This is a genomic window from Sulfitobacter sp. AS92 (assembly GCF_038900015.1).
Lineage (GTDB): Bacteria > Pseudomonadota > Alphaproteobacteria > Rhodobacterales > Rhodobacteraceae > Sulfitobacter.
In genome coordinates, this window is record NZ_JBBMQL010000021.1 from 18799 (window position 1) to 39390 (window position 20592).

The following is a 20592-nucleotide window of genomic DNA, read 5'->3' on the forward strand; positions in this document are numbered from 1 at the left end:
GCTTACCTCTGTCGTGGATCGAAGACGTCGCGCAACCCGTCGCCCATCAGGTTGAACCCCAGCACCGTCAAGTAGATCGCTAGCCCTGGAAAGAATGTGGCCCACCACCAGTCCGGCAGATAGGCCCGCCCGGTCGAGATCATAGCGCCCCATTCGGGATAGGGCGGCTGCGCGCCAAGACCGAGGAACCCGAGTGATGCAGCTCCGAGGATTGCCATGCCCATATCCATCGACGCCTTGACGATGATCGGTGACAGGCAATTCGGCAGAACATGCACGAACACGACCCGCAATGGGCCCGCTCCAAGTGCGCGGGCGGCATCCACGTAGGTTTCGTTGCGCTGACTGAGTGTCTTGGCTTGAACGAGGCGCACGTAACCCGGCCACCAGACCAGCGACAACGCGATCATCGCGTTGATGATCCCCGGACCGAGCGCACCGACGATGGCAATGGCGAGGATCAGCCCTGGAATGGACAGGAAGATGTCGGTGACCCGCATGATCCCTTCAGATATCCAGCCGCTCGTCATTCCCGCGATCAGCCCGAGCGGCACACCGATCAGGATGGCGATACCAGTCACAGTTACACCGATCTGCAACGTGGTGCGTGCGCCGATCAGCACCCGCGACAGGATGTCAGACCCCACCTGATCGGTGCCAAACAAGTGTTCGGCTGAAGGCGGTAGCAACTTGGCCCCGAAATCGACCGCGCCGTAGGCGTCCTGCGGATAGGGCGCAAGCCACGGCCCGAAGGCGGCAATGAATAGGAAAACGATCACGATCACGAGGCCCAGCATCGAGGAGAAGCTTCGCGAATAGGTGCGGATCGCCCGGCGTGTCTCGCGGAAACGCATTGGCTCACGGATCGTCACGGGGCCGGATTCTAACGATGCATCGGTCATTGCCGTCTCCTCATATCTGGTTGCGTACGCGCGGATCGAGCAACGCGTACATCAGATCGATCAGCAGGTTGGTCAGCATGAATGCGGCACCAAGGATCAGTGTCACGGCCATGATCGGCTCGAAATCGGAAGAAATGGCGGCCTTGGCGGCATAGAGCCCGATGCCCGGAAAGTCGAACACGCTTTCGACCAGCACGGTGCCACCTAGCATCCATCCGAACCGCAGCCCGATCATCGCCAGCGTCGGCAGGATGGCGTTTTTCAATGCATAGATCGCAATGATCCGGAACGGCCCAATGCCTTGCGCGCGGGCATTCACAACGTAGTCGCGGCCCAACACCTCCAGCATCTCGGCGCGATTGACCCGGATAATCGCGGCCAACGCCGGAAAGCTGAGCGCGGTCGCAGGTAGGACCATGTGCATCAGCGCCGTTCCGGCAGTCGCCGGATCGCCGACTAGCAGCGCGTCGATCGATATCATTCCGGTAATAGTAGTCGGCACATCGTCGAAGATGCCGAGCCGCCCGCCAAGCGGGAACAACCCCAGTTCGAGCGATAGATACCATTGCAGCATCAGCCCAAGCCAGAACATCGGCAGGGCGACACCCGAAACGGAAAGGAACCGTATTGCGTGGTCGGGCAGGCGGTTCTGCCAAACCGCTGCTAGCACACCAAATGGCACACCAAGGACCACGGCGATCAAAATCGAGAAGAGGACCAGTTCGATCGTTGCGGGCAGGAATACAGCGATATCCTGCGCAACCGGGCGTCCGGTATAGACGGATGTGCCCAGATCGCCCTGTGCGAGTTGCCCAAGATAAAGCCCGAAGCGCACCGGCAGTGCGCGGTCAAAACCGCGCTCGACGCGGATTTTCTCGACCATATCCGGTGACGCATCAGGCCCCGCGGCCAGCCGCGCTGGATCGCCCGGCGCGATGTTCGCGACGGTAAAGGTGATAACCGCCAGCCCTAGAAGCATGACTACCATCAGGCCTAGTCGTTTAAGGATCAATCGTTGCATTGGCACTACCGGTTGTCGTGGGATTAAGGGCGCTGCCGACTCAGCAGCGCCCTTTCTGCCCACCCCGAAAGGGTCAGGGTTGGATATAGAGGGGGTAGATATCCACCTCGCTGGTCATGTGGATCGGGCTGTCCTCGTATCCCTTGACGTAGGTTTTGTAGGCGAACATGCGCTGACGCATCATACCGAAAATCTCCGGCTGCAGGTCCACAATCCGTTGCTGGATATCTGCATAGATCGGCGCGCGTTCGTCCCAATCGGACAGTTTGCGGGCTTTTTCGATCATCTCGATCAGTTCGTCGTCCTCAAGGAAGTGCGAGCCATAGTATTTGCCCTGCGAGGACGGATGATACTGGACCGCGACCGCATCCGGGTCGGTCGACACCGGCGTGGTGAAAATACTCATCAGATCAGGGCTTTCGCCCGCGTCAGCCGCGCGTGCAACCATATTCGGCCAAGTCAGCGGTGTCATCTCGAGCTCGATGTTCAGCTCGCGCAGGCTGTTCAGTAGGGCGAGCCCCATCTGGCGCTGTTGTTCCAGACCCTGGACATAAACGTATTCCAGCGTGATTCCACCATCCGGCCACTGCGATTTCGACAGGTATTCGCGGGCTTTTTCCATATCCTTGCGCGGCATATCGATATCGACCTTGCCCTTGATCGCGTCGGTGAATGCCGATGTCTGCAGCGTCGCGTTACCGTTATAAACCTGCACGAACGTTTCGTAGTCGAACGCGTAGGCGACGGCCTTGCGCAGATTGATGTCCGCCATGTATTGCCCTTGGGTATTCATCTTGATCCCAAAGGACGTCAGCGCCGGAGTTGATGACACATTGATGTCGGGCCGCTGGCCGACGATCTCGAGCTCTTCCGGCGTCAGGTCGGTCACCATGTCCGCCTCGCCTGAAAGCAGCGCCGCGCGCTGCGACGAGGTTTCGCGGATCAGCCGATAGATAACTCCGCCCATCTTTTCGTCATCATAGGGAAAGCCCTTCCAGTAGTCGGGGTTTCGCTTGAGCCAGTAGGCCGTTCCTTGGTCGAATTTCTCGAGCGTGTAAGGACCGGAGCCAGCCGCATTTTCCGAAAGCCATGCCTTGCCGTAATCCTCATCAGTCACATTCTTCTCGACCTCGGCCGGGTTGACGATAAACCACCATGGCAGAAAGGACAGGAACGGGGCATAAGGCCGGTCCAGCGTGAATTCGACGGTATGTTCGTCTAAGGCCTTGATGTTTTCCGCGCTTAGCACGTCAGACAGCATCCAGGCAGCGCCTTCGTTCAACTTAAGCACCCTCTGGTAGGAGTAGACGACCGCATCTGCCGTTACCGGATCACCGTTGTTGAACCTCGCCTCTGGGGCGAGGTTGAAGGTCCAGACAAGCCCATCATTGGACGTGGTCCAGTCAGTCGCAAGCCACGGTTCCACCTTCGGCGGGTCGCCCGAGTACTTGACCAGGCCGTCATACAATGCCTGGGTCATCATCCGGACGGCGTAGTCATAAGCCTGACCCGGATCTACGTGCGATACAGGCTGGCGGCCGCCGAGAACCATCCAGAACTTGCCATCGCGTTTCTCCACAGCCCCGGCCGGGGCGCTCAATGCGACCCCGAGCGATAGGGCCAGTGCCGAAGTTATCTTCCAGAATTTCATCGTTCATCTCCCCGCTGTCGCCCCGCCCGGAACGGGCGGTGGCAATGCCTCCATCTTTCTGACGGACAGGCTTTGTGCCTTTCCATCAATTCAGATGCGGGAGCAGAGGAAAAAGAGTGATTCCTGATATCGGACATTTGTGAAAACTATGTGCGTGCCGGGGAATTTAGGCTTGCGGGGTGGATTCGATGCCTGCGATGGCATCCCAGCCCGATCCGTCGTCGCGCCCGGACTGCGGGATAGGCGCAGCGCATAGGATCCATACGCAATTGCTATTTGCGAACCACCCGGTGGACGAAGGTAATCAGTGGCAAAGGCCAACCGAAGGCCGGCACCTCCTTGCGCGTCCGCGCGGGGCGGCCCGGTGCGAAAGGACACGTGATGACCACTCAGACCCAAAGGGCACCCAGCCAGACAAGCCGGATTCTGTCCGCCGATGACATCGAGGCGCTTGCAGTCGGTGCCTGGATCCTCGGCACCGGCGGCGGCGGCGATCCGTATCACAAGCTGCTGAACATGCGTATCCTCTACGAGGCGGGCCGCGAGGTCACGTTGATCGATCCGATGACGCTGGACGATGACGCGGTGATCGCCGTCGTGTCGAACATGGGCGCCCCTCTGGTCGGGCAGGAACGGCTGGCGGACCCAGAATTCGCGTTGAAACCCGTGCGAATGATGGAAGAGCACATGGGCCGCAAATTCGACGCGATTATGTCGCTCGAGATTGGCGGCGGCAACGGCATGCATCCAATGCAGATAGCGGCGCTGACGGGCTATCCAGTCGTTGATGCCGACACCATGGGCCGCGCCTATCCGGAGGCGCAGATGACGTCAGTGGCGGTGGCGGGCCTGCGTTGCTATCCGCTGACGATGGCCGATATCCGAGATAACGAAATCATAATCCCGCGGGCCGCATCCTGGCGCTGGATGGAGCGGATCAGCCGTAAGGCCTGCACCGAAATCGGATCGGTCGCCGCTACTTGCAAGGCGCCCCGCACCGGAGCCGAGATTAAGCAGCACGGAGTTCTATATTCCGTGTCAAACGCCATCGCACTTGGCAGCAGGGTGATTGAGGCCCGTGCCGCCCATACCGACCCGATCGAGGCGGTTCTGTCGGCTGCCAGCGGCAAGAGGATGTTCCTGGGAAAGGTCGTCGATGTTGACAGACGCGCCACCGAAGGGTTCCTGCGCGGCAAGGCGGTGATCGAGGGACTGCACGATTTCGCAGGTCACGAGATGGTCGTGCATTTCCAGAATGAGTTTTCGGTCGCCTATCTGAATGGCGAACCGGTGGTGATGACACCTGATCTGATCTGTCTGCTCGACAGCGTTTCAGGCGAAGGGATCGGCACCGATGTCCTGCGCTTTGGCCAGCGGGTCAGCGTGCTGGCTCTGCCGGCACCTGCCGTGTTCCTAACCGACCAGGGAATTGCGGCTGTCGGTCCTCGAGCCTTTGGGTTCGATCTGGATTTCAAATCGGTTTTTGAGGAGTCATGGACATGAAGCGTATCGGTATCGACGTCGGCGGCACGAACACGGATGCGGCCCTTCTGGATGGCGACCGGGTGCTGGCATCGGTTAAGACGTTCACCACCGCCGATGTGACATCGGGCGTACGCACCGCGCTGAACGACCTGCTGGCGCAGGCGGGCGATGCAGCGCGGGACACCATCGCCGTAATGATTGGGACGACCCATTTCACCAATGCGGTCGTCGAGCGGCGCAATCTAGGCCGCGCCGCAGCGATCCGCGTAGCGCTGCCGGCTTCGGCCAGCCTAGTGCCATTCTGCGATTGGCCGCGCGATCTGGCCGCCAAGGTCAATGGCGGTGTCTATTTGGTCGAGGGCGGGCACGAATACGATGGCCGCCCGCTCGTGCCAATGAATGAACGCGCCGTCGCCGAGGCCGCACGCAAGATCGCTGCGGATGGCATTCCGGCGGTCGCAATCTCAGCTACATTCTCGCCGCTGACCGCGGAATGCGAGGAACGCGCCGCCGAAATCGTCAGGAACGAGGCGCCCGATGTACATGTCACCATGTCCTCGACACTTGGTCGGATCGGCCTGCTGGAACGCGAGAACGTAGCTTTGATGAACGCGTCGTTGATCGGGTTGGCTCGCGAGACGACCCGCGCCTTTGTCGATGCGGTTAGAGACAGCGGGATCGAGGCGCAGCTGTTCATCACCCAGAACGACGGCACCGTGGTTAAAGCCGACGCGGCGCGCGAATATCCTGTGTTCTCATTTGCGTCCGGTCCCACCAACTCGATGCGCGGCGCAGCGTTGTTGGCGGGGATTGAGGACGCGGTGGTCTGCGACGTAGGTGGCACGACCGCGGATGTCGGTTGCCTCGTCAACGGCTTCCCGCGAGAAGCGAACAACGTGGTCGAGGTCGGCGGCGTGCGTACGCTGTTCCGAATGCCGGATCTTCTGTCCGTCGCACTTGGCGGTGGCACAAAGGTGACGCGAGATCCACTGAGCGTGGGCCCGGAATCGGTCGGCTACCGGCTGGGGCAAGAGGCACTGGTCTTTGGCGGCGAGCAGGTGACCGCGACCGACATCGCCGTCGCGGCGGGGCTGATCGACATCGGTGACAAGTCGCGCGTCGCAGGCTTGTCCGCAGATTTTGTCAGCAGGGCATTGGCGGTGATGCACGACCGAATCGCCGAGGCGGTTGACCGGATGAAGACTGACGCCACCGAGATTCCACTGCTGGCCGCCGGGGGCGGTGCGATGCTGATTCCCGAAACCATGCCCGGCATATCGAAGGTCGTGCATGTCGAGCACAACGGCGTCGCAAATGCGGTCGGTGCCGCGATGGCGCAGATTTCGGGCGAAACCGATCGCATCTATCGCGACATGGAGCGGGACGATGCTATTGCCGCCGCGCGCGCCGATGCAATTGCCGCGGCGATCGAGGCCGGGGCCGACAAGGATTCGATCAAGGTAATCGAGGTCGAGGACCTGCCGCTTTCCTACCTGCCAGGCCGGGCGATCCGCACCCGGGTGAGGGTCGTCGGAGATGCCGCCGCACTGAAAGGCACGGTGTCGGCGTGACTCGCTCGCTGGTCGGCTTGCTGGTAATAGGGCAGTCGCCGCGCCCCGAGCTGCAGGCGCAGTTCGCTCAGGTGATCGGCGATCGGGCCGAGCTGCGCGTCATGGGTGCGCTGGACCATCTGGACGACGCAGGCATCGCTGCCGTCCCTCCGATTGGGGACGCGGATACGCTTTACACCACGCTGCCCGACGGTCGGTCGGTCTTGATCAGCAAGGCCGCTGTCACCGAAGGCATGGCACAGCGCCTTGCCGACTTAAACGAGATCGGCGCCGCGGTCTCGGTGGTTTGCTGCACCGGCAAGTTCCCCACATTGGCGACGCCGGGCGTGCATTTTGCCTCGGACCTAATGGCCGGGGCGGTCGATGGCTGCCTGCCAGGAAAAGGACGGCTCGGCGTTTTCATCCCGATGGCCGCGCAGGCCGCGGAATGCCGCAATCGCTGGGAGCGGTCGGGTCGCGAATGCGTTACCGTGGCTCTGGCGCCGGACGCAGACGACAACACTATCGCCGCAGCAGCGCGCGAGATGGCCGAACATGCACCCGATCTCGTGGTTCATGACTGTATCAGCTATACGAGCCACGCCCGCGACCTTGCATGCACCATCCATGGCTGTCAGAGCCTATTGGCAGTATCGGTCAGTGCCCGTTTCGCGGCTGAACTTGGCGGGTTCTGAACGAGCGGTGCGACAACCTCCGCCATGCCCGCCAGTTGATCGCGGCATGGCGCACCGACTTCAACCATAACCGCCCACACACAAGCCTCGCTGGCCTGACACCAGCAGAATATGCTAACCGGTCAGAAGAGGGCCAAAACCTGAACAAAGCTAACCGAAATTAGCGGACTCATCGGGGAGCAGGTCAGCGGAAACCTCTTTTCAAACCCTTTGCAAACGACGCATCGCTTAACACTATTACCAATACGGTTTCACACCACGCTGCTCTGGCCGAACCAGGAAAGTGTTAAGCTGTCTTCCCCGCTGCCATATAAAAACACCTGTAGCGGCCGACCCGAAGCTGCCCTTGGTGAACGGCGCAGCTAACGGCAGGTTTGAGCCCAAAATGACCGCGCGAGGGGCGGAGGACTTCGCAGTTGCAGCACAAGCTGCCCCGGACGGAACGGCCCATTGCTGTCCTTCACGAGCACCTCAGCATGCTGCAGTGCAGTCCGTCGAAGCGGCCATTGGTGCATGGTGCAGCATTTCTACCGGGCGAAACGTCGGTGTGCGGGACCCAGCCGCCTTTTGCTGATGCAGCTATTGCTTACGCAGCATTTCTTCGCAATCGCAGTAGCATTTTTTCGGCGATGCAGCGGATTTCACCGAACCGGGCCTTTAACCACGTCAAAACCGACCAAATCCAAACCGTCTTTTCGCTGCAACCGGGACCGACAAACGAGGCGCGGGACAAAGTGTTTCTTGATCTTCGCAGAACGAAAGACTGCTTTTGAGAAAGGGGAGGGCTGGCCCGCGCGCTGCAGTCAGGATTTGGGTCTTTAGCTGGCGTAGGGATGACACGGGCCTAGCGCAATCATGTTTGGTCGCATATCGTCAGGTAGTGACGCGAGCATCACGCGACGCATGTCAGTTGGCACGAAATCAGGCAGAAGCCGGTTAAATTTCTCCCCGGACAATTGATGCGACGTGTTCCACAAGTACCGCATTTCGTTCATTTCGCGGGCGAGTTCCCAGAACGGTGCAAGCATCGCAAACATTCGCCATGGAAATCCCATGATCTTGATGCTGCGGCCAAGGTGGTTTTGCAGCGCGTCCTGCAATTCGAGAACGCTAAAGCTGTGTCCGGGAAACGGAATGTCTTCGAACCTAGCAAGCTCAGCGCGTTTTTCTGCAAGCTGAACGGCAGCCTTGGCCCAGTCGGGCAGATAGCACATCGCTTGCAGCGCATCCGGGCGTCCGGCAGCCGTCAATTTCCCCTTTTTGATCGCGCGAAAATACAGCATATCCATCATGTCGTCGTCCCGGTCGGGGTCAATGAAGTTGCCTGCCCGAAGCACAATGGTCTGCACTCCCGAAGCACGATAGGCATTTTCCATTTCGACGCGGACCCGGCCCTTGACTGTGTTTGGGCGTTGCGGCGTGGTTTCTGACCAGACGCCGGGTGTATCGCCAAAATTATAAACATTGCCGGGGATGATGACCGTGGCGCCACTGGCCTTGGCAGCAGCAATGACCTGTTTTGTGATCTCTGGAATAGTCTTGGCCCAGTTATGATAGTTGGGCGGGTTCAAGCCATTCACGATAAGATCAACGCCACGGGCGGCGGCGGTCATGTCGTTGGATTTGCGATCATAATTGCGCACGTTCCAACCGGCGTTGGTAAAGGCACGAGCAGCATTCTCACCGATTTTGCCAGAGGAGCCGAGGATCAGGACAGTGGAGGAGGACATGTGAAATTTCCTTTGATCTGTGTTGCGATGATTGGAACATGACATATTCAGATATGGAAATTAATTGCTCAAAAACTTACATATGTTATTCATTATTGAATGGATAAGAACGTAAACGCATTGGACTGGACGTTGCTGCAGTCGTTTTCGGCCGTGGTTGAGACTGGGTCACTGTCTGGCGCGGCACGCAAACTGGGGCAGAGCCAACCAACTATTGGGCGGCACGTAAAGCAGCTAGAGTTGGCTTTGGGATTTGATTTGTTCACTCGAGCACCACGGGGCTTGGTACCGACGGTCGCTGGGCTGGAAATCGCTGACATGACACGAGACATGCAAAGCGCTGCGACCGGGGTGCGTCTGATCGCTGATGGCAAAGCCGGAAACCTGAGCGGGACCGTACGGATCACTGCAAGCGTGGTGACTTCGCATTTCATTTTGCCGAGGATTATTGCGGACATGCGGCAGACCATGCCGGAAATCCAGATCGATCTGGTACCATCTGACACAACAGAGAACCTCATCTTCCGAGAAGCCGATATAGCAGTGCGTATGTATCGACCAACCCAGTTGGATGTGATCACCAAACATATCTGCGATCAGCCGATGGCGGTCTATGCGGCCAAATCCTATCTGGATCGAATAGGTCGGCCAGAAACGCTGGAAGACGCGGCGCGTCTGGATTTTGTCGGGTTTGACAAGAGTGACTTGATTATTCGCGTGATGACTGACCTTGGACTGGAAGCCACACGCGATTTTTTTGCAGTGCGATGTGATCAGCAAGCGGTGCATTGGGAGCTCGTTCGGGCAGGATGCGGGTTGGGTGGCGCACAGACGATTATCGGGGATGCCGATCCGACGATGGAACGTATTCTGGAGGGGAAAATGCAATTGCAAGCTCTACCGATTTGGCTGACCGCACCACAGGCTTTGCATTCGAACCCCCGGATTCGAGCGGTTTGGGACTACTTATCAGAGGCATTGGCAAAACAGACTGAGGCCTGATCAACATGCCTAACACTCAGACGCACTGTAAATCTGAACATTGCCAGGACAAACCCGCGAAAGCTGCGGTTCGCCGCGTTGCAGAAGATTGGTGGTCAGGACTCTGAGCCGCCTTTTGCACTGCAGATAAATTCCCAGTTTCGCATTTATCTGAATGTCAGCTCCCGCCGTTGATGCATTGTTGGCTCGCGCATGCAGCGAATGAGGGCTCCCTGCCGTCCTTGCTCACCTGTTGCGAACGGACCAAACTAGCCATTGCCCCCTGAGTCATCACACTGCGGTGCGGCCCACCATTTCAACCGTTCGTAAATGGTGCAGCATTTTATCTCCCATAACTCAAGTCTGCGGGCACTCGCTGCGCGCTATTAAATGTCCGCAATGTAGGAATGGGTACGGACGATAGAATATCCGCTCTACTGGCAGATTACCCACCTGGCGTGGCAGCGGAACCGGCGAGGATACCGCCATCAATTGTTAGTTCAGTGCCTGTCATGTAGGCCGCTTCGTCTGACGCGAGCATCACGGCAAGGGCTGCGACCTCATTCGTTTCACCAAACCGCCGCATAGGAGTGTCTGCTACCATCGCAGCCTCGCGCTCTGCCCGGTCCGGACCATCGCCCAGCATCGGTTCCCACATCGGCGTCATGATTGCTGCAGGATGGATCGAATTGCAACGGATCGCGAGGCCCTGTCCGGCACAGTAAAGCGCGACCGATTTCGTGTGGTTGCGGATCGCAGCTTTCGAGGCGGCATAGGCTGCGGCCATCGGAATGCCGACGAGGCCGGAGCGGGAAGAGATGTTGATGATACTTCCCGCACCCTTCGCCCGCATTGCACGGATAGCATAGCGGCAGCCGAGGAATGTGCCGTCATTGTTCACCGCATGGACAGCGCGCCAGTCCGCCAAGGAAGCGTTTTCTGGATCATGAGCGGGTGGCGCACCGTCGAATGGCCCTTCAAACCCTGTGATGCCAGCGTTGTTCACCAGCACATCAAGGACGGAAAAGCGCTCAGCTACCGAATCCCAATCAGCTTCAGATGCCACGTCGAGGCGGGCGAAGGTGGCGCCGATCTTATCGGCTACGGCTTGTCCGGTCTCGGCGTTGATGTCTGTCAGGATCACGTCTGCCCCTTCATCGCGGAAGGCGCTGGCGATAGCAGCACCAATGCCTCGGGCTCCCCCGGTTACGAGGGCGGTCTTGTTCTGTAATCTGGGCATGAAAGTTCCGTAAAGTTAAAATTCGATGGAATCCGAGCTTCATTTGTCCGGAGTGCAGTTTCGCCCTAAGGGCGGGTTACCGGTTGCATTTGTCCATCGTCGTTCACTCCTCTTCGCTTCGAGATTTAATAGGAAACAAGGCTCAAGCGGTCAAGTTAGCTGATGCCACCATCCGTCAGTTTCGTCCAATTGTCCGCTCGTGAACCGGTTCCGGGACGTCTAGCTGTTTCACCCAAAACATGCCCTTGGTTAAACCTTTCAGGCTTCTAATCTACCGTCACACGCTTTCCAACCTTAGCGAAAATGCAGCTATTCTAGTTTCTATTTCTCTCTGCTCTCCCAATATCCAGCTGCGCCCACTGCGATAGCTAGCACTATGCCAAGTTCTACACTGTGCGCACCGGCGCCAATCATTAGCCCTGCTACAACACCAAAAACCACAGGGGTTGCTGGCTTTTGCCATAAGGATTTTCCCCGTACACCAAGCCGCTTGAATCCATTCATCGTTACGTTCCTTTATTTCTGAGCGACCGTGAAATAATCCTTCGGCCGCGCAGCGCGAGAGTAAGGCCGAACATGATTTCAAATACGGCACCGGGGATCAGCAATACCATCGACGGCGTCTCGAAACCGTTTGCCGCTGCACCCATCGCTGCAATGAGGGACGCATAGAGTATTGAACCGAATGTAACCGTCACCATAGATCGATTTGAAGATGCGCCTTCCCGTCGCTTGTCCGTTCAATTGAATGCCCTTTGGGACCAACCACACCACGAATGCGCGAGCGGTAGTTTGAGAAGCCCTCGGATGTGACAACGTCAACGGCCTCCTCCAAATGCAACTCCAACCGGAACCATCCTGGTTGCATGCATGAAATTGATACCACATGCGCCGTAAACGGTTGCGATAGGTACGTTCCGCTGACCTTATCACCGATGGCCCAGTCCTTTGGCGGCCCGTTTCCGATAGCTGCAAACATCGTGTTCCAATCGCGGAACCCATGTTGGTGGGCGACTAATTCGAGAGACTTGGCATGACCAATCGGTGTCCCGTCCTTGGCCATCTTTGCGCGCAAAAGCTGCGCTTCACCTTTGGCTTGCGCGGCTGACGGAAGTTGCGTGTTCATGACGCAGCTCCTTCTTCGATGTGGAAAATACCCCATTTTAGCGCTTTGTCCTGGGCTGAGTGCCATAGCACCACAGAAGTGAGACCCAACATCAACATTTCGGCCATGGGGCCTGCATACCAGATGCCAATTTCACCAAACCAAACGGGCAATAGGAACATCAACGGGATGGCCAAGGCGTAAGGTTTTGTCAGCCCCAAAAGAGCGGCCTTGCCAGCGGACCCGATCGCCTGAAAGTAGGCCGCGATCATCATCAACGGTCCCATCAGGAAGAAAACACAGGTCATGATGGGTAAGATGCGTCCGACCTCTGCGATGACCGCCCTGTCGTCTACAAACGCCCCCGCAATCTGATTGGGTATGCTCATCACGACGATCTGCACTAGGGCGCAGTAAACAAACGCAACGCAAAGCGCCATGCGCAGGCTCGCATCCGACCTTTGCCAAAGGGCTGCACCATAGTTGTTACCCGTGATCGTTTGCATCGCGAACGACAGCCCCAAGAGCGGCAGGAAGGCAAAGGTGATGACCCGTGTGATGATTCCATAGGCGGTAATGGTGTCAGCGTAGCCCGGGCGACCAACCCATTGCAGCGCAGTGATGATCGCCGCCGACCCGAGCGACAGACCGATGAAGCCCAGGCTTTGTGGTGCACCCAGTGCGAGTATCCGCCCCCATTTTCCGCGCACAGAATGGGACAGCAGGGTTGCGGGGCGCAGCGACGTTTTGCCAATCATTCGGAAGGTAAGAATGATTACGAAGGCCAACGCTTGGGCTGCCGCAGTCCCATAGGCTGATCCGGCAACGCCCATTTCCAGAATGGCGATAAGGACATAGTTAAAGCCGATGTTTAAAATCGACACCAGCAGGCTCATCGCGGCCATGAAGCCCACCTGCCCTTCATTGCGCAGCGCATCGGAGTTCACCGACAACACGAACAACAACGGTGAGAAGAACACCGTGATTTGCAGGTAGACTAACCCCATCTGTGCCAATGTCTCTGACCCTCCAGCGGTCAACAAGGCGACCGGCTGACCAAAGAGGATGAACAACACGATCAGGATAGCACCCAAAACAAGGGCCAATCCGTGTGCTCCAGCGAAAGTGGCACGTGCGCCGTCCAAGTCACCAGCGCCAAGCGATCGCGCCAAGAGGCTTGACATGCCGTTCGCCACAAGCGTGGAAAGAGCCACGATCAGCATGTAGATCGGGAACATCAGCGTGACGGCCGCCAACGCGTCAGGGCCCACGTAAATGCCAAGAAACAAAGCATCCGCAACGGACAGCAGGCCGTTCATCCCCATTACGAAAATGATCGGAAGCGCGGTTTTCAAGTAAATGGTGCCAAGCGGCCCATCGGTGAATGTATTGGGAGGTGTATCTGTCATTTCCCTTATCTCTCTTGCCAGATCGCGCAGTTTGAGATGGAACCCGCATTACCATCCGCGCGATATGCGGAAAGAGGTAGATAGAGATTTGCGTCGTAGAACTTAACCAAGACAAACGTCAGCGGGAGGCAGGCGTCTACAGCCTGATTATCGGTTAATCTGAAATTTTTCTGTTGTCAAGTGGTGAATAAGCATCTGAAATTGCGGAAACTCACAGTCGCCGCGATGCAGAAAATCCATAAATTGGGCTCCGAATCGCCTTGCGGCCGTGCAAAACAATATCCGGCTCAATATCATCTGAATGTCAGCTCACAATGAAGCTGGCCGGTCGCATCGCGGCCGCAGAAGAAGGCCAGGTCCCGCCAAAGGGCTGTTCGCTCGCGATTTAGTATAGAGATGTGGTCGCATACCAAGCCGACGGCAGTGCCTGCTTCGTCCCGCCATGCGGAAATTGGTTCATTACGCAGCCAAGGTCCGGTTCGAACCCAGTTCAGATTTTCTGTGTCACAGGGCATCTCCGGAGTTAGGGGGCGGGCAAATCGACTTCGAAAACTTTGCCGCGACCGGCCCCTCTGCGAGACCGAGTCATTTAAAGTGCGTCTTATCTGAAAAAAGGACGTTCCCCTTGAGTACGCAAGGGTGATATCGCCGTTCTGATTCAAAGCGGATGCCTCGGCGATACGCAGCTGGAGAAGCCAACCAACGGGCGTGAACCAGAGTTTTGGAACGCTTGTTGTTCATTCCCAAGCCAGCGTGACAGTTGACCTAATCGAGTTTATCAAAGAAGCGTCATTGAGCGGCCATTTGGATCGCTCCAACAAAATCAGGAAGCATGATGACCTCTCTGCCCCTCGCATGGATTGTCAGTGTTTTGACTTCAATCGCCGCGTTTGCATTGTCGCAAGACACTCGCATACCTTTTCCCGCGCGATTCTTCCTTTGCGCGTTTTTGCTGACCTTGGCCGCCATTGGCTTGCTACTGGGGCTTCGACTTTCATTCAGCGCCACGTGGGCCGCGCAACTTCAGCCGTTGATTGCAGTGATGGTCGCTCCGTCAGCCTACCTCGGTTTTTCCGCACTGACCCAAAACGATGGAACCGAGTGGCAAAAATCGCTCCTTGTGAATGGAGTTCCAGTTGGTCTTGCCCAAATCGCGATCATCTCAGACATCCCAGCGTCGGCAGATGTGTTCGTCTTGAGCATTACCAGTCTCTACCTTTTTCGTGTGGCACGGCTGTTGCCCTGCAACTCGGATGACTTCTTCCATGTTGCTCCGCACGCGTTGCGTATCTTGCGGGCGGCAGTTTATGCCACAATCTTCTTGCTCGGTATGATGGTTGCCTCCGACATTTTGATTGTGGCCGCCAGCGTGTTGTCAGGGGATGCCTTTGTCCTGAGATTTTTGACCGGAATATCAGGTGTTTTTACGGCATTCATCTTTGTAGTTGCCCTTGTCGGTGCTCCGATGTTGCTGCGGCCTGCGAAGGGCAGCGCGATCAACTCGGAAGACCCCACTGACAGCGACCGCGCAATGATGGCCACACTCGATGCGTTCATGAATGACAAACATGTCTACACAGACAGCAACCTTACACTTGCGCGAGTCGCACGACGGCTATCGGTACCGGTCCGCGATGTCTCAACCGCGATTAATCGAATAACGGGTGAAAACTTTTCTCGCTACATAAATGGCTTTCGTGTTCGTCATGCGCAGGATGCTCTACGCGGTACCGAGCTGCCGATCACAGAGGTGATGTTTGACGCCGGGTTCGTCAGTAAATCAAGTTTCAACACCGAATTTCGCCGGATCACGGGGCGGACGCCATCGCAGTTTCGGTCTGGCAGAGAAGACACCTAACGGCATCCGCCCTGCCTGTCTGACATTACAATTCTGAGCAGCTCAAGCGGCTTGTCGTGGAACCGAATACGTCCGCAACAACGGAGGTTCCCGGGTTAAGCACGAAGCCGTGGCTTTCACTCAATCCGCTTTCAATGATGATATCCGCGTCGGAATCGTTCATTTGACTGCTGATAACGTACATGTCGCTTACGACGTCTTCACCGCGCGCCAGCGCACTTGAAACGCGGGCGGACTGAAGGATCAGACGAATTGGCTGTGCCGCGCGAGCCGAGACGCTGTCGCCCCCAAAATCCCCCGCGACGAACCGCAACTGCAGGCTTTGACAATCGTGGTGATCGTGATTTCGTATGATGGCGGTGCCGCGACCCATGACACCTCGCAGCTGTAAAAGGTTTGCAACGCGTGGGGATTCAATTTGGACAACTCCGTAAGCGCCTGCAGGGATTTGCTGTCCGGTTTCCGTTTGGACTGCGATACTTGTGGGCGAGATCACCTGACGGTCAGTCTCTTGGGCGATTGATGCGAGGGGTGTGAAAACTAAAGCCGCCTGCGCGACCAAACGGATGAACGGGTTGAGATGAGGTAGCATTTGGAAAGTCCTTTTGTGCAGAGTTGGTTGAGTTGCGGCATGAAGCGGCAACGTCTTGCACTTAGGCGATAGCGGCGTGTGAAAAGCCCAAATACGCGATCTAGAACGTTCGACATCGCCATTGCGAACGTCGTTAAGAGTCGGAAGGCATCAACTTATGATGCCTTCCGTTCGATATTATGACCTTGGCATAGACATCTTAAACGTTTCGTCGCCGCTGGCGTCGAACATTCCCTCTCCGGTGACGACAAAGCCGTATCGTTCATAGAATGGCAGGCCAATCTTGTTGTCTTTGAAGACCTCGACAGTAAGGGGCCCTTTGAGGACAACAACATGATCGACCATCGCGCGCCCCAAGCCCTTGCCTTGCTGAGAAGGGTCAAGAAACAGGCCGCCGATCTCTGTGTCGATCATGGCGATGAAGCCGGCCGGAACTCCGTCCTCTTCCAAAACCCATGTTTCGGCATTTGGCAGATACATGCTGCGCATGTCCTTGCGCACTTGATCTCTGATTGCGGTTGGCAGAAATGGGTGCGCAAGCGCTTCTGCGTTGTCCCAGATTGTGATCAGGGCATCTGTATCTTCGGTTTTGTATTTACGGATCATTGTCTTACTTTCTGTTTTTCTGTTGAATTGAGTTGATCATTTTGTGCAAGGATTTGTCGGCGCTCTTGCGTTCAGCCAATGTGGAGGAGTTGAACCGCTCTTCCGCAGCCAGCTTGTTCCATCGGATCAATCTGGCCAGCTCAATTTCCCCGCGCTCCATCGCACTTTGAATGGCGCAGCCGGGTTCAGTGTCGTGTTTGCAGTCGTTGAAGCGGCACTGGTTTGCTAAGACGACCATGTCTGCAAACACGTCGGCGATCCCTGCCTCAACATCTGTGAGCTGAAGTTCACGCATTCCGGGGGTGTCGAGGACTGCGCAGCCTTCGGATGTAAAGTGCAATTGACGCCGCGTTGTCGTGTGACGGCCCTTGCTGTCGCCTTCACGAATGGCGGCTGTATCAGTAACGCCATCCTGAAATAGCGCGTTGACCAATGTGGATTTCCCCACACCGGAAGACCCCAAAAACGCGACTGTTTGTCCGCACTTGCACCAAGGAGCGAGCTTGGTGATAGGTTCCTCACTCAAGGCGTTCAGCACCTCAACCAGAACACGGTCAGAGATTGCGCTAGCTGCGTCCAAGTATGAGGCTGGATCATCACAAAGATCGGCCTTTGTGAGCAGGATCACTGGCATCACCTTTGCCTCGAACGCCAAGGCAACATAGCGCTCCAGTCGCGCGATGTTGAAATCCTTGTTGCAGGACGACACGATAAACAGAGTATCCACGTTGGCTGCGATCAGTTGCCGTCTACGGTCTGATCCTGGTGCACGGCGTTCAAACACGCTTGTGCGATTCAAGACCGGGCTCTGCGAAGGGTGTTGTTGATCATAAAACAACCAATCCCCAACTGTCGCGTCAGGTCCCGGCGGGATGATGGTATCAAGACCTTCACCCAGAACGTGCAGCCCTGTTCTGTGGACTTCAACGACCCGAACAGGCGCCATTTCGACAGAATTGTCAAAGTCGGTTTGTTGGTTAAAGAAGAGCTTCCAGCCTAGTTTTTCCAGCGGCGAACGCGCGCGCTCAGGAGGCTTGCCAGAACCCGAAGGCGGCAAAAATTGGGAATAGTCCCGTGTCATAGTTGTGAACTTTCATGCTCGGGGCACGGGCCAAGCCCGCGCCGTAATGTGGGGTTTGTTTAGATAGCAAAAATGAGCCCGCCTACGGCAGCAAAGCGCGGCGTTGACTTGATCAAAATTTGCACCGGGAGGACGCTTTGCCTCCCCACATTATCGGGACATAAAATCTCCATGAACACACATACTAGGTTACCTTACTCAGCGATTTTGGCAAACAGCGCGCAAGCTAGGTCAGAACCGGCACGAGGACGTGTAAGAAAAGGTCGAGTATGAAGTGAAAGAGGATCGCCATCTCAATACCGCGGTTTCGATAAAACAAACCCGCGATCAGCCCGACAATTCCATTCAACAAGATGATGCGCGTTACAAACAATGGCGTGAGCGGCATGAGTTCTGCTGTCACTGGCAAATGCAGGAGTCCAAAGAGAACAGCGGTCAGAACATTCGCTGTCCAAAACACTCCGTTGGTAAGGTCACCTGCGCCTTTCCTCTCTGAGGACATGGTGTTGGCCACATAGCGGATGGCCAACGCTATCCCGGAAAGCAGGAAAAGCCTTAGCTGAATCTCTTCAGCTATGCCGCCATAAAAACTCGCCAATATTCCTTTCCATAGCTCTATTTCCGACGATTGGATCGCCAACTGGGCCGATACGGAGCTAAAAACATTCATCTCAAGTACGTAAATGACGGCACCAGTGGCTAGAGAAACGGCGATTACATGGGAAGAGGTTTTCTTTAGATCATAAGGCAATGGCCGCTTGTTCAGCACCGCATCAATGAGTGGAGCGCCAAGGGACAGCCTTTTTGCCGCCCAAAGCCCGGTGAATGTCGCAATGCCCAACAGTATGCATGACTGAACCAACGAAATGACTATCACGGTGCTTACCGAGATTTGCATTTCTTGGGCAGCACCAGCAAGAACGCCAGGTGCCAAAGCCGTTACGTAGGGCAGGATCGCGACGGCGCTAAGGCTTGACGCAAGCCATAGGATCATCCCGGCACTTACGTTCGTTTTTTTGGCTTTGTGCAACATAAAGAGACCTATCCTTTCATTTCGGCGTAGCCTGCATTTCGTTCAAAGGTCTTACATGCCGACGAGATGCAAATGTCGCTGTTGAATGATTGGCAGAGTGGTTTCGAGTTCTCAGGGCGTTACGGGCTGCTTACACATTCTTCATCAGAGCCAAGCCCGGAAACACGATCCAGAACGTTCGAGATCGCGACTTCGAACATGGTGAGCGCCCAGTTTTCGCACTGGGCTCATCGCCATTCTCTTGTTTCCATCAGATCAGGCAGAAACGTCAAAGGAAGCGTACCAATTGGGTGATGTTTACCCGGTGGTCAATGTTTTCGGCATGCGAGGTTGGCGTTGCAGACAACAAGGCCAGAGAACTTCTCGAAACCTCATTTATCGTATTTGCCTTCGTCTACTTCGGTCTGAGTGGCGCCACAGATCAAAACCGGAATGGTTCTAGGCGTTGGCGTCATAAACTGGCTCTGCACTTTGATGCCAGTCATTTGGAGACCCCGTATGGGATCGATCGTCAAGGGTCTCGCACCAAGCCTTCAAGCTTCTGTTTTCAAGAGCGATTGCCCTGCCGACAATGACTTTGATAAGGGGCCACAAAGCGAATGCGGCAAAGCCTGATACATGGATAGTCATGAAACTGTCGCTGCCATGCGGCGTCTCAATAATCTCGTGACCAGCAACCATTGGAATGCCATAGACTTTCGCCATCCAAGTGAATGCATGACCGTCATCAAAGCTGGTAACCCTCCAAGTGGTTTCGAGCTGCGCAGGCTGTTTCAGTTTCACTGCGCTCCCCGCGCCAAAGGGGCCTTGGTCAAGTCGAACCACTTTCGTTACAGTTGGCGTCCACTTGGGCCAATCCTCTACTTCAACGGTTACCCGCCATACGAGGTCGGACGATCTGGCAATTGCAGTTGTGTTTTTCGCCAACAGTCTCATGATCTTTCTTCCTTCACAGGGTCTGACGGTGGGTTGCTTTGGTCGCCATGTGCATCAGGTCCCTGAGGTAGCGGACCTTCCATCTGCAGATGATGATCGACACATTCACCCAGCAACGCGACCACCCTGTCCGGAGCCATGTTGGCAACGGACTCAATCTGCAAAATATATCGGCAATAGGCGAAGCCGAGCATTTGGCTGGCAATCAGCGCGGCTCGCTCAGGGTCAACTGGCCGCCCGGCCAAATGTTCGATCAGGCGACGTATCTGCGACTCGAACAACATGCGAAGCTTTTCCGCGGCCAACGTGGAAGAGGACGCCGTCCTCAGCAGAATTGGCAGTGCCGGATTTGCCTCCTCGCCTTCCCAAAGCCTTAGGAAGTGCCTGACGCCGCGCTCGCCTGGGGTGCGATCCCCAGACATGGGGGCGGCGACATTGCCCATTTCGAAATCAACGGTCAGCGCAAAAAGAGCATCTTTGCTACCGAAATACCGGATCACCATCGAGGGATCGATACCGGCCTTCTCGGCGATGCCCCTGATCGTCGTGGCTTCATACCCAAACTGCGCGAAGAGCGTTCGGGAGGCGTCAAGGATCCTAGACTTGGTGCGGTCGGATTTGCTGGGCTTCATTTGTTTATTTGCCATTTCACCATTTTGCCAACACGCGTTGACATTTGCAAGTTGCAAAGATAAAGGTCAACACGCGTTGGCAAAA

19 protein-coding genes and 1 pseudogene are annotated in these 20592 nt (G+C 56.5%); 7 read left to right on the forward strand and 13 right to left on the reverse strand.

All coding sequences use genetic code 11. From position 1 onward, the window contains the following. Positions 1-2: 2 nt before the first annotated feature. The 3 genes from WNY61_RS19445 to WNY61_RS19455 form a co-directional block, all read right to left on the reverse strand. Positions 3-902 (reverse strand): ABC transporter permease, encoded by a 900-nt coding sequence (locus tag WNY61_RS19445; protein WP_342853091.1) that lies wholly within the window; start codon positions 900-902, stop codon positions 3-5. Positions 903-912: 10 nt separating this feature from the next. Next, on the reverse strand, positions 913-1923 hold the full coding sequence (locus tag WNY61_RS19450; protein ID WP_132445894.1) for an ABC transporter permease: 1011 nt from the start codon (positions 1921-1923) through the stop codon (positions 913-915). Positions 1924-1996: 73 nt separating this feature from the next. Then, positions 1997-3574 (reverse strand): ABC transporter substrate-binding protein, encoded by a 1578-nt coding sequence (locus WNY61_RS19455; RefSeq protein ID WP_342853092.1) that lies wholly within the window; start codon positions 3572-3574, stop codon positions 1997-1999. A 381-nt stretch (positions 3575-3955) separates the two neighbouring features. On the opposite strand from WNY61_RS19455, the gene WNY61_RS19460 reads away from it, so the two are divergent. The 5 genes and pseudogenes from WNY61_RS19460 to WNY61_RS19480 all read left to right on the forward strand — a co-directional run bounded on the left by WNY61_RS19460 (position 3956) and on the right by WNY61_RS19480 (position 8077). Beyond that, positions 3956-5077, forward strand: coding sequence for a DUF917 domain-containing protein (locus WNY61_RS19460; RefSeq protein WP_342853093.1), 1122 nt, complete (start codon positions 3956-3958; stop codon positions 5075-5077). Then, positions 5074-6630 carry a hydantoinase/oxoprolinase family protein gene (locus WNY61_RS19465; protein ID WP_342853094.1) on the forward strand — a complete coding sequence of 519 codons (1557 nt, stop codon included), beginning with the start codon at positions 5074-5076 and terminating at the stop codon, positions 6628-6630. Before WNY61_RS19460 ends, WNY61_RS19465 begins: the two co-directional genes overlap by 4 nt. Further along, positions 6627-7304, forward strand: a complete 678-nt coding sequence (locus WNY61_RS19470; protein WP_342853095.1) for an AroM family protein — start codon at positions 6627-6629, stop codon at positions 7302-7304. Before WNY61_RS19465 ends, WNY61_RS19470 begins: the two co-directional genes overlap by 4 nt. Positions 7305-7321: 17 nt before the next feature. After that, positions 7322-7468, forward strand: a pseudogene (locus tag WNY61_RS19475) (integrase core domain-containing protein); the annotation flags it as partial. 252 nt (positions 7469-7720) lie between these two features. Continuing rightward, positions 7721-8077 carry a hypothetical protein gene (locus WNY61_RS19480; RefSeq protein ID WP_342853096.1) on the forward strand — a complete coding sequence of 119 codons (357 nt, stop codon included), beginning with the start codon at positions 7721-7723 and terminating at the stop codon, positions 8075-8077. Positions 8078-8122: 45 nt separating this feature from the next. Here the strand turns inward: WNY61_RS19480 and WNY61_RS19485 are convergent, their stop codons facing one another. Further along, positions 8123-9034 (reverse strand): epimerase, encoded by a 912-nt coding sequence (locus WNY61_RS19485; RefSeq protein WP_342853097.1) that lies wholly within the window; start codon positions 9032-9034, stop codon positions 8123-8125. A gap of 99 nt (positions 9035-9133) precedes the next feature. On the opposite strand from WNY61_RS19485, the gene WNY61_RS19490 reads away from it, so the two are divergent. After that, complete coding sequence (locus WNY61_RS19490; RefSeq protein ID WP_342853098.1) at positions 9134-10036, forward strand: LysR family transcriptional regulator; 903 nt, start codon at positions 9134-9136, stop codon at positions 10034-10036. A gap of 424 nt (positions 10037-10460) precedes the next feature. Here the strand turns inward: WNY61_RS19490 and WNY61_RS19495 are convergent, their stop codons facing one another. The 3 genes from WNY61_RS19495 to WNY61_RS19505 all read right to left on the reverse strand — a co-directional run bounded on the left by WNY61_RS19495 (position 10461) and on the right by WNY61_RS19505 (position 13769). Continuing rightward, positions 10461-11255: an SDR family oxidoreductase gene (locus tag WNY61_RS19495; RefSeq protein ID WP_342853099.1), complete on the reverse strand. Its 795-nt coding sequence runs from the start codon at positions 11253-11255 to the stop codon at positions 10461-10463. Between the two features lie 694 nt (positions 11256-11949). After that, a complete protein-coding gene (locus WNY61_RS19500; protein WP_342853100.1) occupies positions 11950-12381 on the reverse strand; it encodes a glyoxalase superfamily protein in 432 nt (143 codons plus the stop codon). Continuing rightward, positions 12378-13769, reverse strand: coding sequence for an MATE family efflux transporter (locus WNY61_RS19505; protein WP_342853101.1), 1392 nt, complete (start codon positions 13767-13769; stop codon positions 12378-12380). The genes WNY61_RS19500 and WNY61_RS19505 overlap by 4 nt, the downstream gene beginning before the upstream one ends. Before the next feature lie 835 nt (positions 13770-14604). On the opposite strand from WNY61_RS19505, the gene WNY61_RS19510 reads away from it, so the two are divergent. Continuing rightward, positions 14605-15627 carry an AraC family transcriptional regulator gene (locus WNY61_RS19510; RefSeq protein WP_342853102.1) on the forward strand — a complete coding sequence of 341 codons (1023 nt, stop codon included), beginning with the start codon at positions 14605-14607 and terminating at the stop codon, positions 15625-15627. Positions 15628-15652: 25 nt separating this feature from the next. Here the strand turns inward: WNY61_RS19510 and WNY61_RS19515 are convergent, their stop codons facing one another. The 6 genes from WNY61_RS19515 to WNY61_RS19540 form a co-directional block, all read right to left on the reverse strand. Further along, complete coding sequence (locus WNY61_RS19515; protein WP_342853103.1) at positions 15653-16219, reverse strand: hypothetical protein; 567 nt, start codon at positions 16217-16219, stop codon at positions 15653-15655. A gap of 177 nt (positions 16220-16396) precedes the next feature. Continuing rightward, positions 16397-16825, reverse strand: a complete 429-nt coding sequence (locus WNY61_RS19520) for a GNAT family N-acetyltransferase (RefSeq protein WP_342853104.1) — start codon at positions 16823-16825, stop codon at positions 16397-16399. A 4-nt stretch (positions 16826-16829) separates the two neighbouring features. Next, positions 16830-17906, reverse strand: coding sequence for a ribosome small subunit-dependent GTPase A (gene rsgA / locus WNY61_RS19525; protein ID WP_342853105.1), 1077 nt, complete (start codon positions 17904-17906; stop codon positions 16830-16832). 226 nt (positions 17907-18132) lie between these two features. Further along, on the reverse strand, positions 18133-18939 hold the full coding sequence (locus WNY61_RS19530; RefSeq protein ID WP_342853106.1) for a CPBP family intramembrane glutamic endopeptidase: 807 nt from the start codon (positions 18937-18939) through the stop codon (positions 18133-18135). A 438-nt stretch (positions 18940-19377) separates the two neighbouring features. After that, entirely contained in the window at positions 19378-19875 is a 498-nt protein-coding gene (locus tag WNY61_RS19535; RefSeq protein ID WP_342853107.1) for an SRPBCC family protein, read from the reverse strand. After that, complete coding sequence (locus tag WNY61_RS19540) at positions 19872-20522, reverse strand: TetR family transcriptional regulator (RefSeq protein WP_342853108.1); 651 nt, start codon at positions 20520-20522, stop codon at positions 19872-19874. Before WNY61_RS19540 ends, WNY61_RS19535 begins: the two co-directional genes overlap by 4 nt. Positions 20523-20592: the final 70 nt, after the last annotated feature.

What these genes read in the sequence shown, in the direction of transcription:
- rsgA (WP_342853105.1), bottom strand. Translation starts at nt 17,906, where the DNA reads ATGACACGGGACTATTCCCAATTTTTGCCGCCTTCGGGTTCTGGCAAG.
- WNY61_RS19530 (WP_342853106.1), bottom strand. Translation starts at nt 18,939, where the DNA reads ATGTTGCACAAAGCCAAAAAAACGAACGTAAGTGCCGGGATGATCCTA.
- WNY61_RS19505 (WP_342853101.1), bottom strand. Translation starts at nt 13,769, where the DNA reads ATGACAGATACACCTCCCAATACATTCACCGATGGGCCGCTTGGCACC.
- WNY61_RS19485 (WP_342853097.1), bottom strand. Translation starts at nt 9,034, where the DNA reads ATGTCCTCCTCCACTGTCCTGATCCTCGGCTCCTCTGGCAAAATCGGT.
- WNY61_RS19510 (WP_342853102.1), top strand. Translation starts at nt 14,605, where the DNA reads ATGACCTCTCTGCCCCTCGCATGGATTGTCAGTGTTTTGACTTCAATC.
- WNY61_RS19450 (WP_132445894.1), bottom strand. Translation starts at nt 1,923, where the DNA reads ATGCAACGATTGATCCTTAAACGACTAGGCCTGATGGTAGTCATGCTT.
- WNY61_RS19445 (WP_342853091.1), bottom strand. Translation starts at nt 902, where the DNA reads ATGACCGATGCATCGTTAGAATCCGGCCCCGTGACGATCCGTGAGCCA.
- WNY61_RS19520 (WP_342853104.1), bottom strand. Translation starts at nt 16,825, where the DNA reads ATGATCCGTAAATACAAAACCGAAGATACAGATGCCCTGATCACAATC.
- WNY61_RS19515 (WP_342853103.1), bottom strand. Translation starts at nt 16,219, where the DNA reads ATGCTACCTCATCTCAACCCGTTCATCCGTTTGGTCGCGCAGGCGGCT.
- WNY61_RS19455 (WP_342853092.1), bottom strand. Translation starts at nt 3,574, where the DNA reads ATGAAATTCTGGAAGATAACTTCGGCACTGGCCCTATCGCTCGGGGTC.
- WNY61_RS19495 (WP_342853099.1), bottom strand. Translation starts at nt 11,255, where the DNA reads ATGCCCAGATTACAGAACAAGACCGCCCTCGTAACCGGGGGAGCCCGA.
- WNY61_RS19460 (WP_342853093.1), top strand. Translation starts at nt 3,956, where the DNA reads ATGACCACTCAGACCCAAAGGGCACCCAGCCAGACAAGCCGGATTCTG.
- WNY61_RS19500 (WP_342853100.1), bottom strand. Translation starts at nt 12,381, where the DNA reads ATGAACACGCAACTTCCGTCAGCCGCGCAAGCCAAAGGTGAAGCGCAG.
- WNY61_RS19540 (WP_342853108.1), bottom strand. Translation starts at nt 20,522, where the DNA reads ATGGCAAATAAACAAATGAAGCCCAGCAAATCCGACCGCACCAAGTCT.
- WNY61_RS19535 (WP_342853107.1), bottom strand. Translation starts at nt 19,875, where the DNA reads ATGAGACTGTTGGCGAAAAACACAACTGCAATTGCCAGATCGTCCGAC.
- WNY61_RS19490 (WP_342853098.1), top strand. Translation starts at nt 9,134, where the DNA reads ATGGATAAGAACGTAAACGCATTGGACTGGACGTTGCTGCAGTCGTTT.
- WNY61_RS19465 (WP_342853094.1), top strand. Translation starts at nt 5,074, where the DNA reads ATGAAGCGTATCGGTATCGACGTCGGCGGCACGAACACGGATGCGGCC.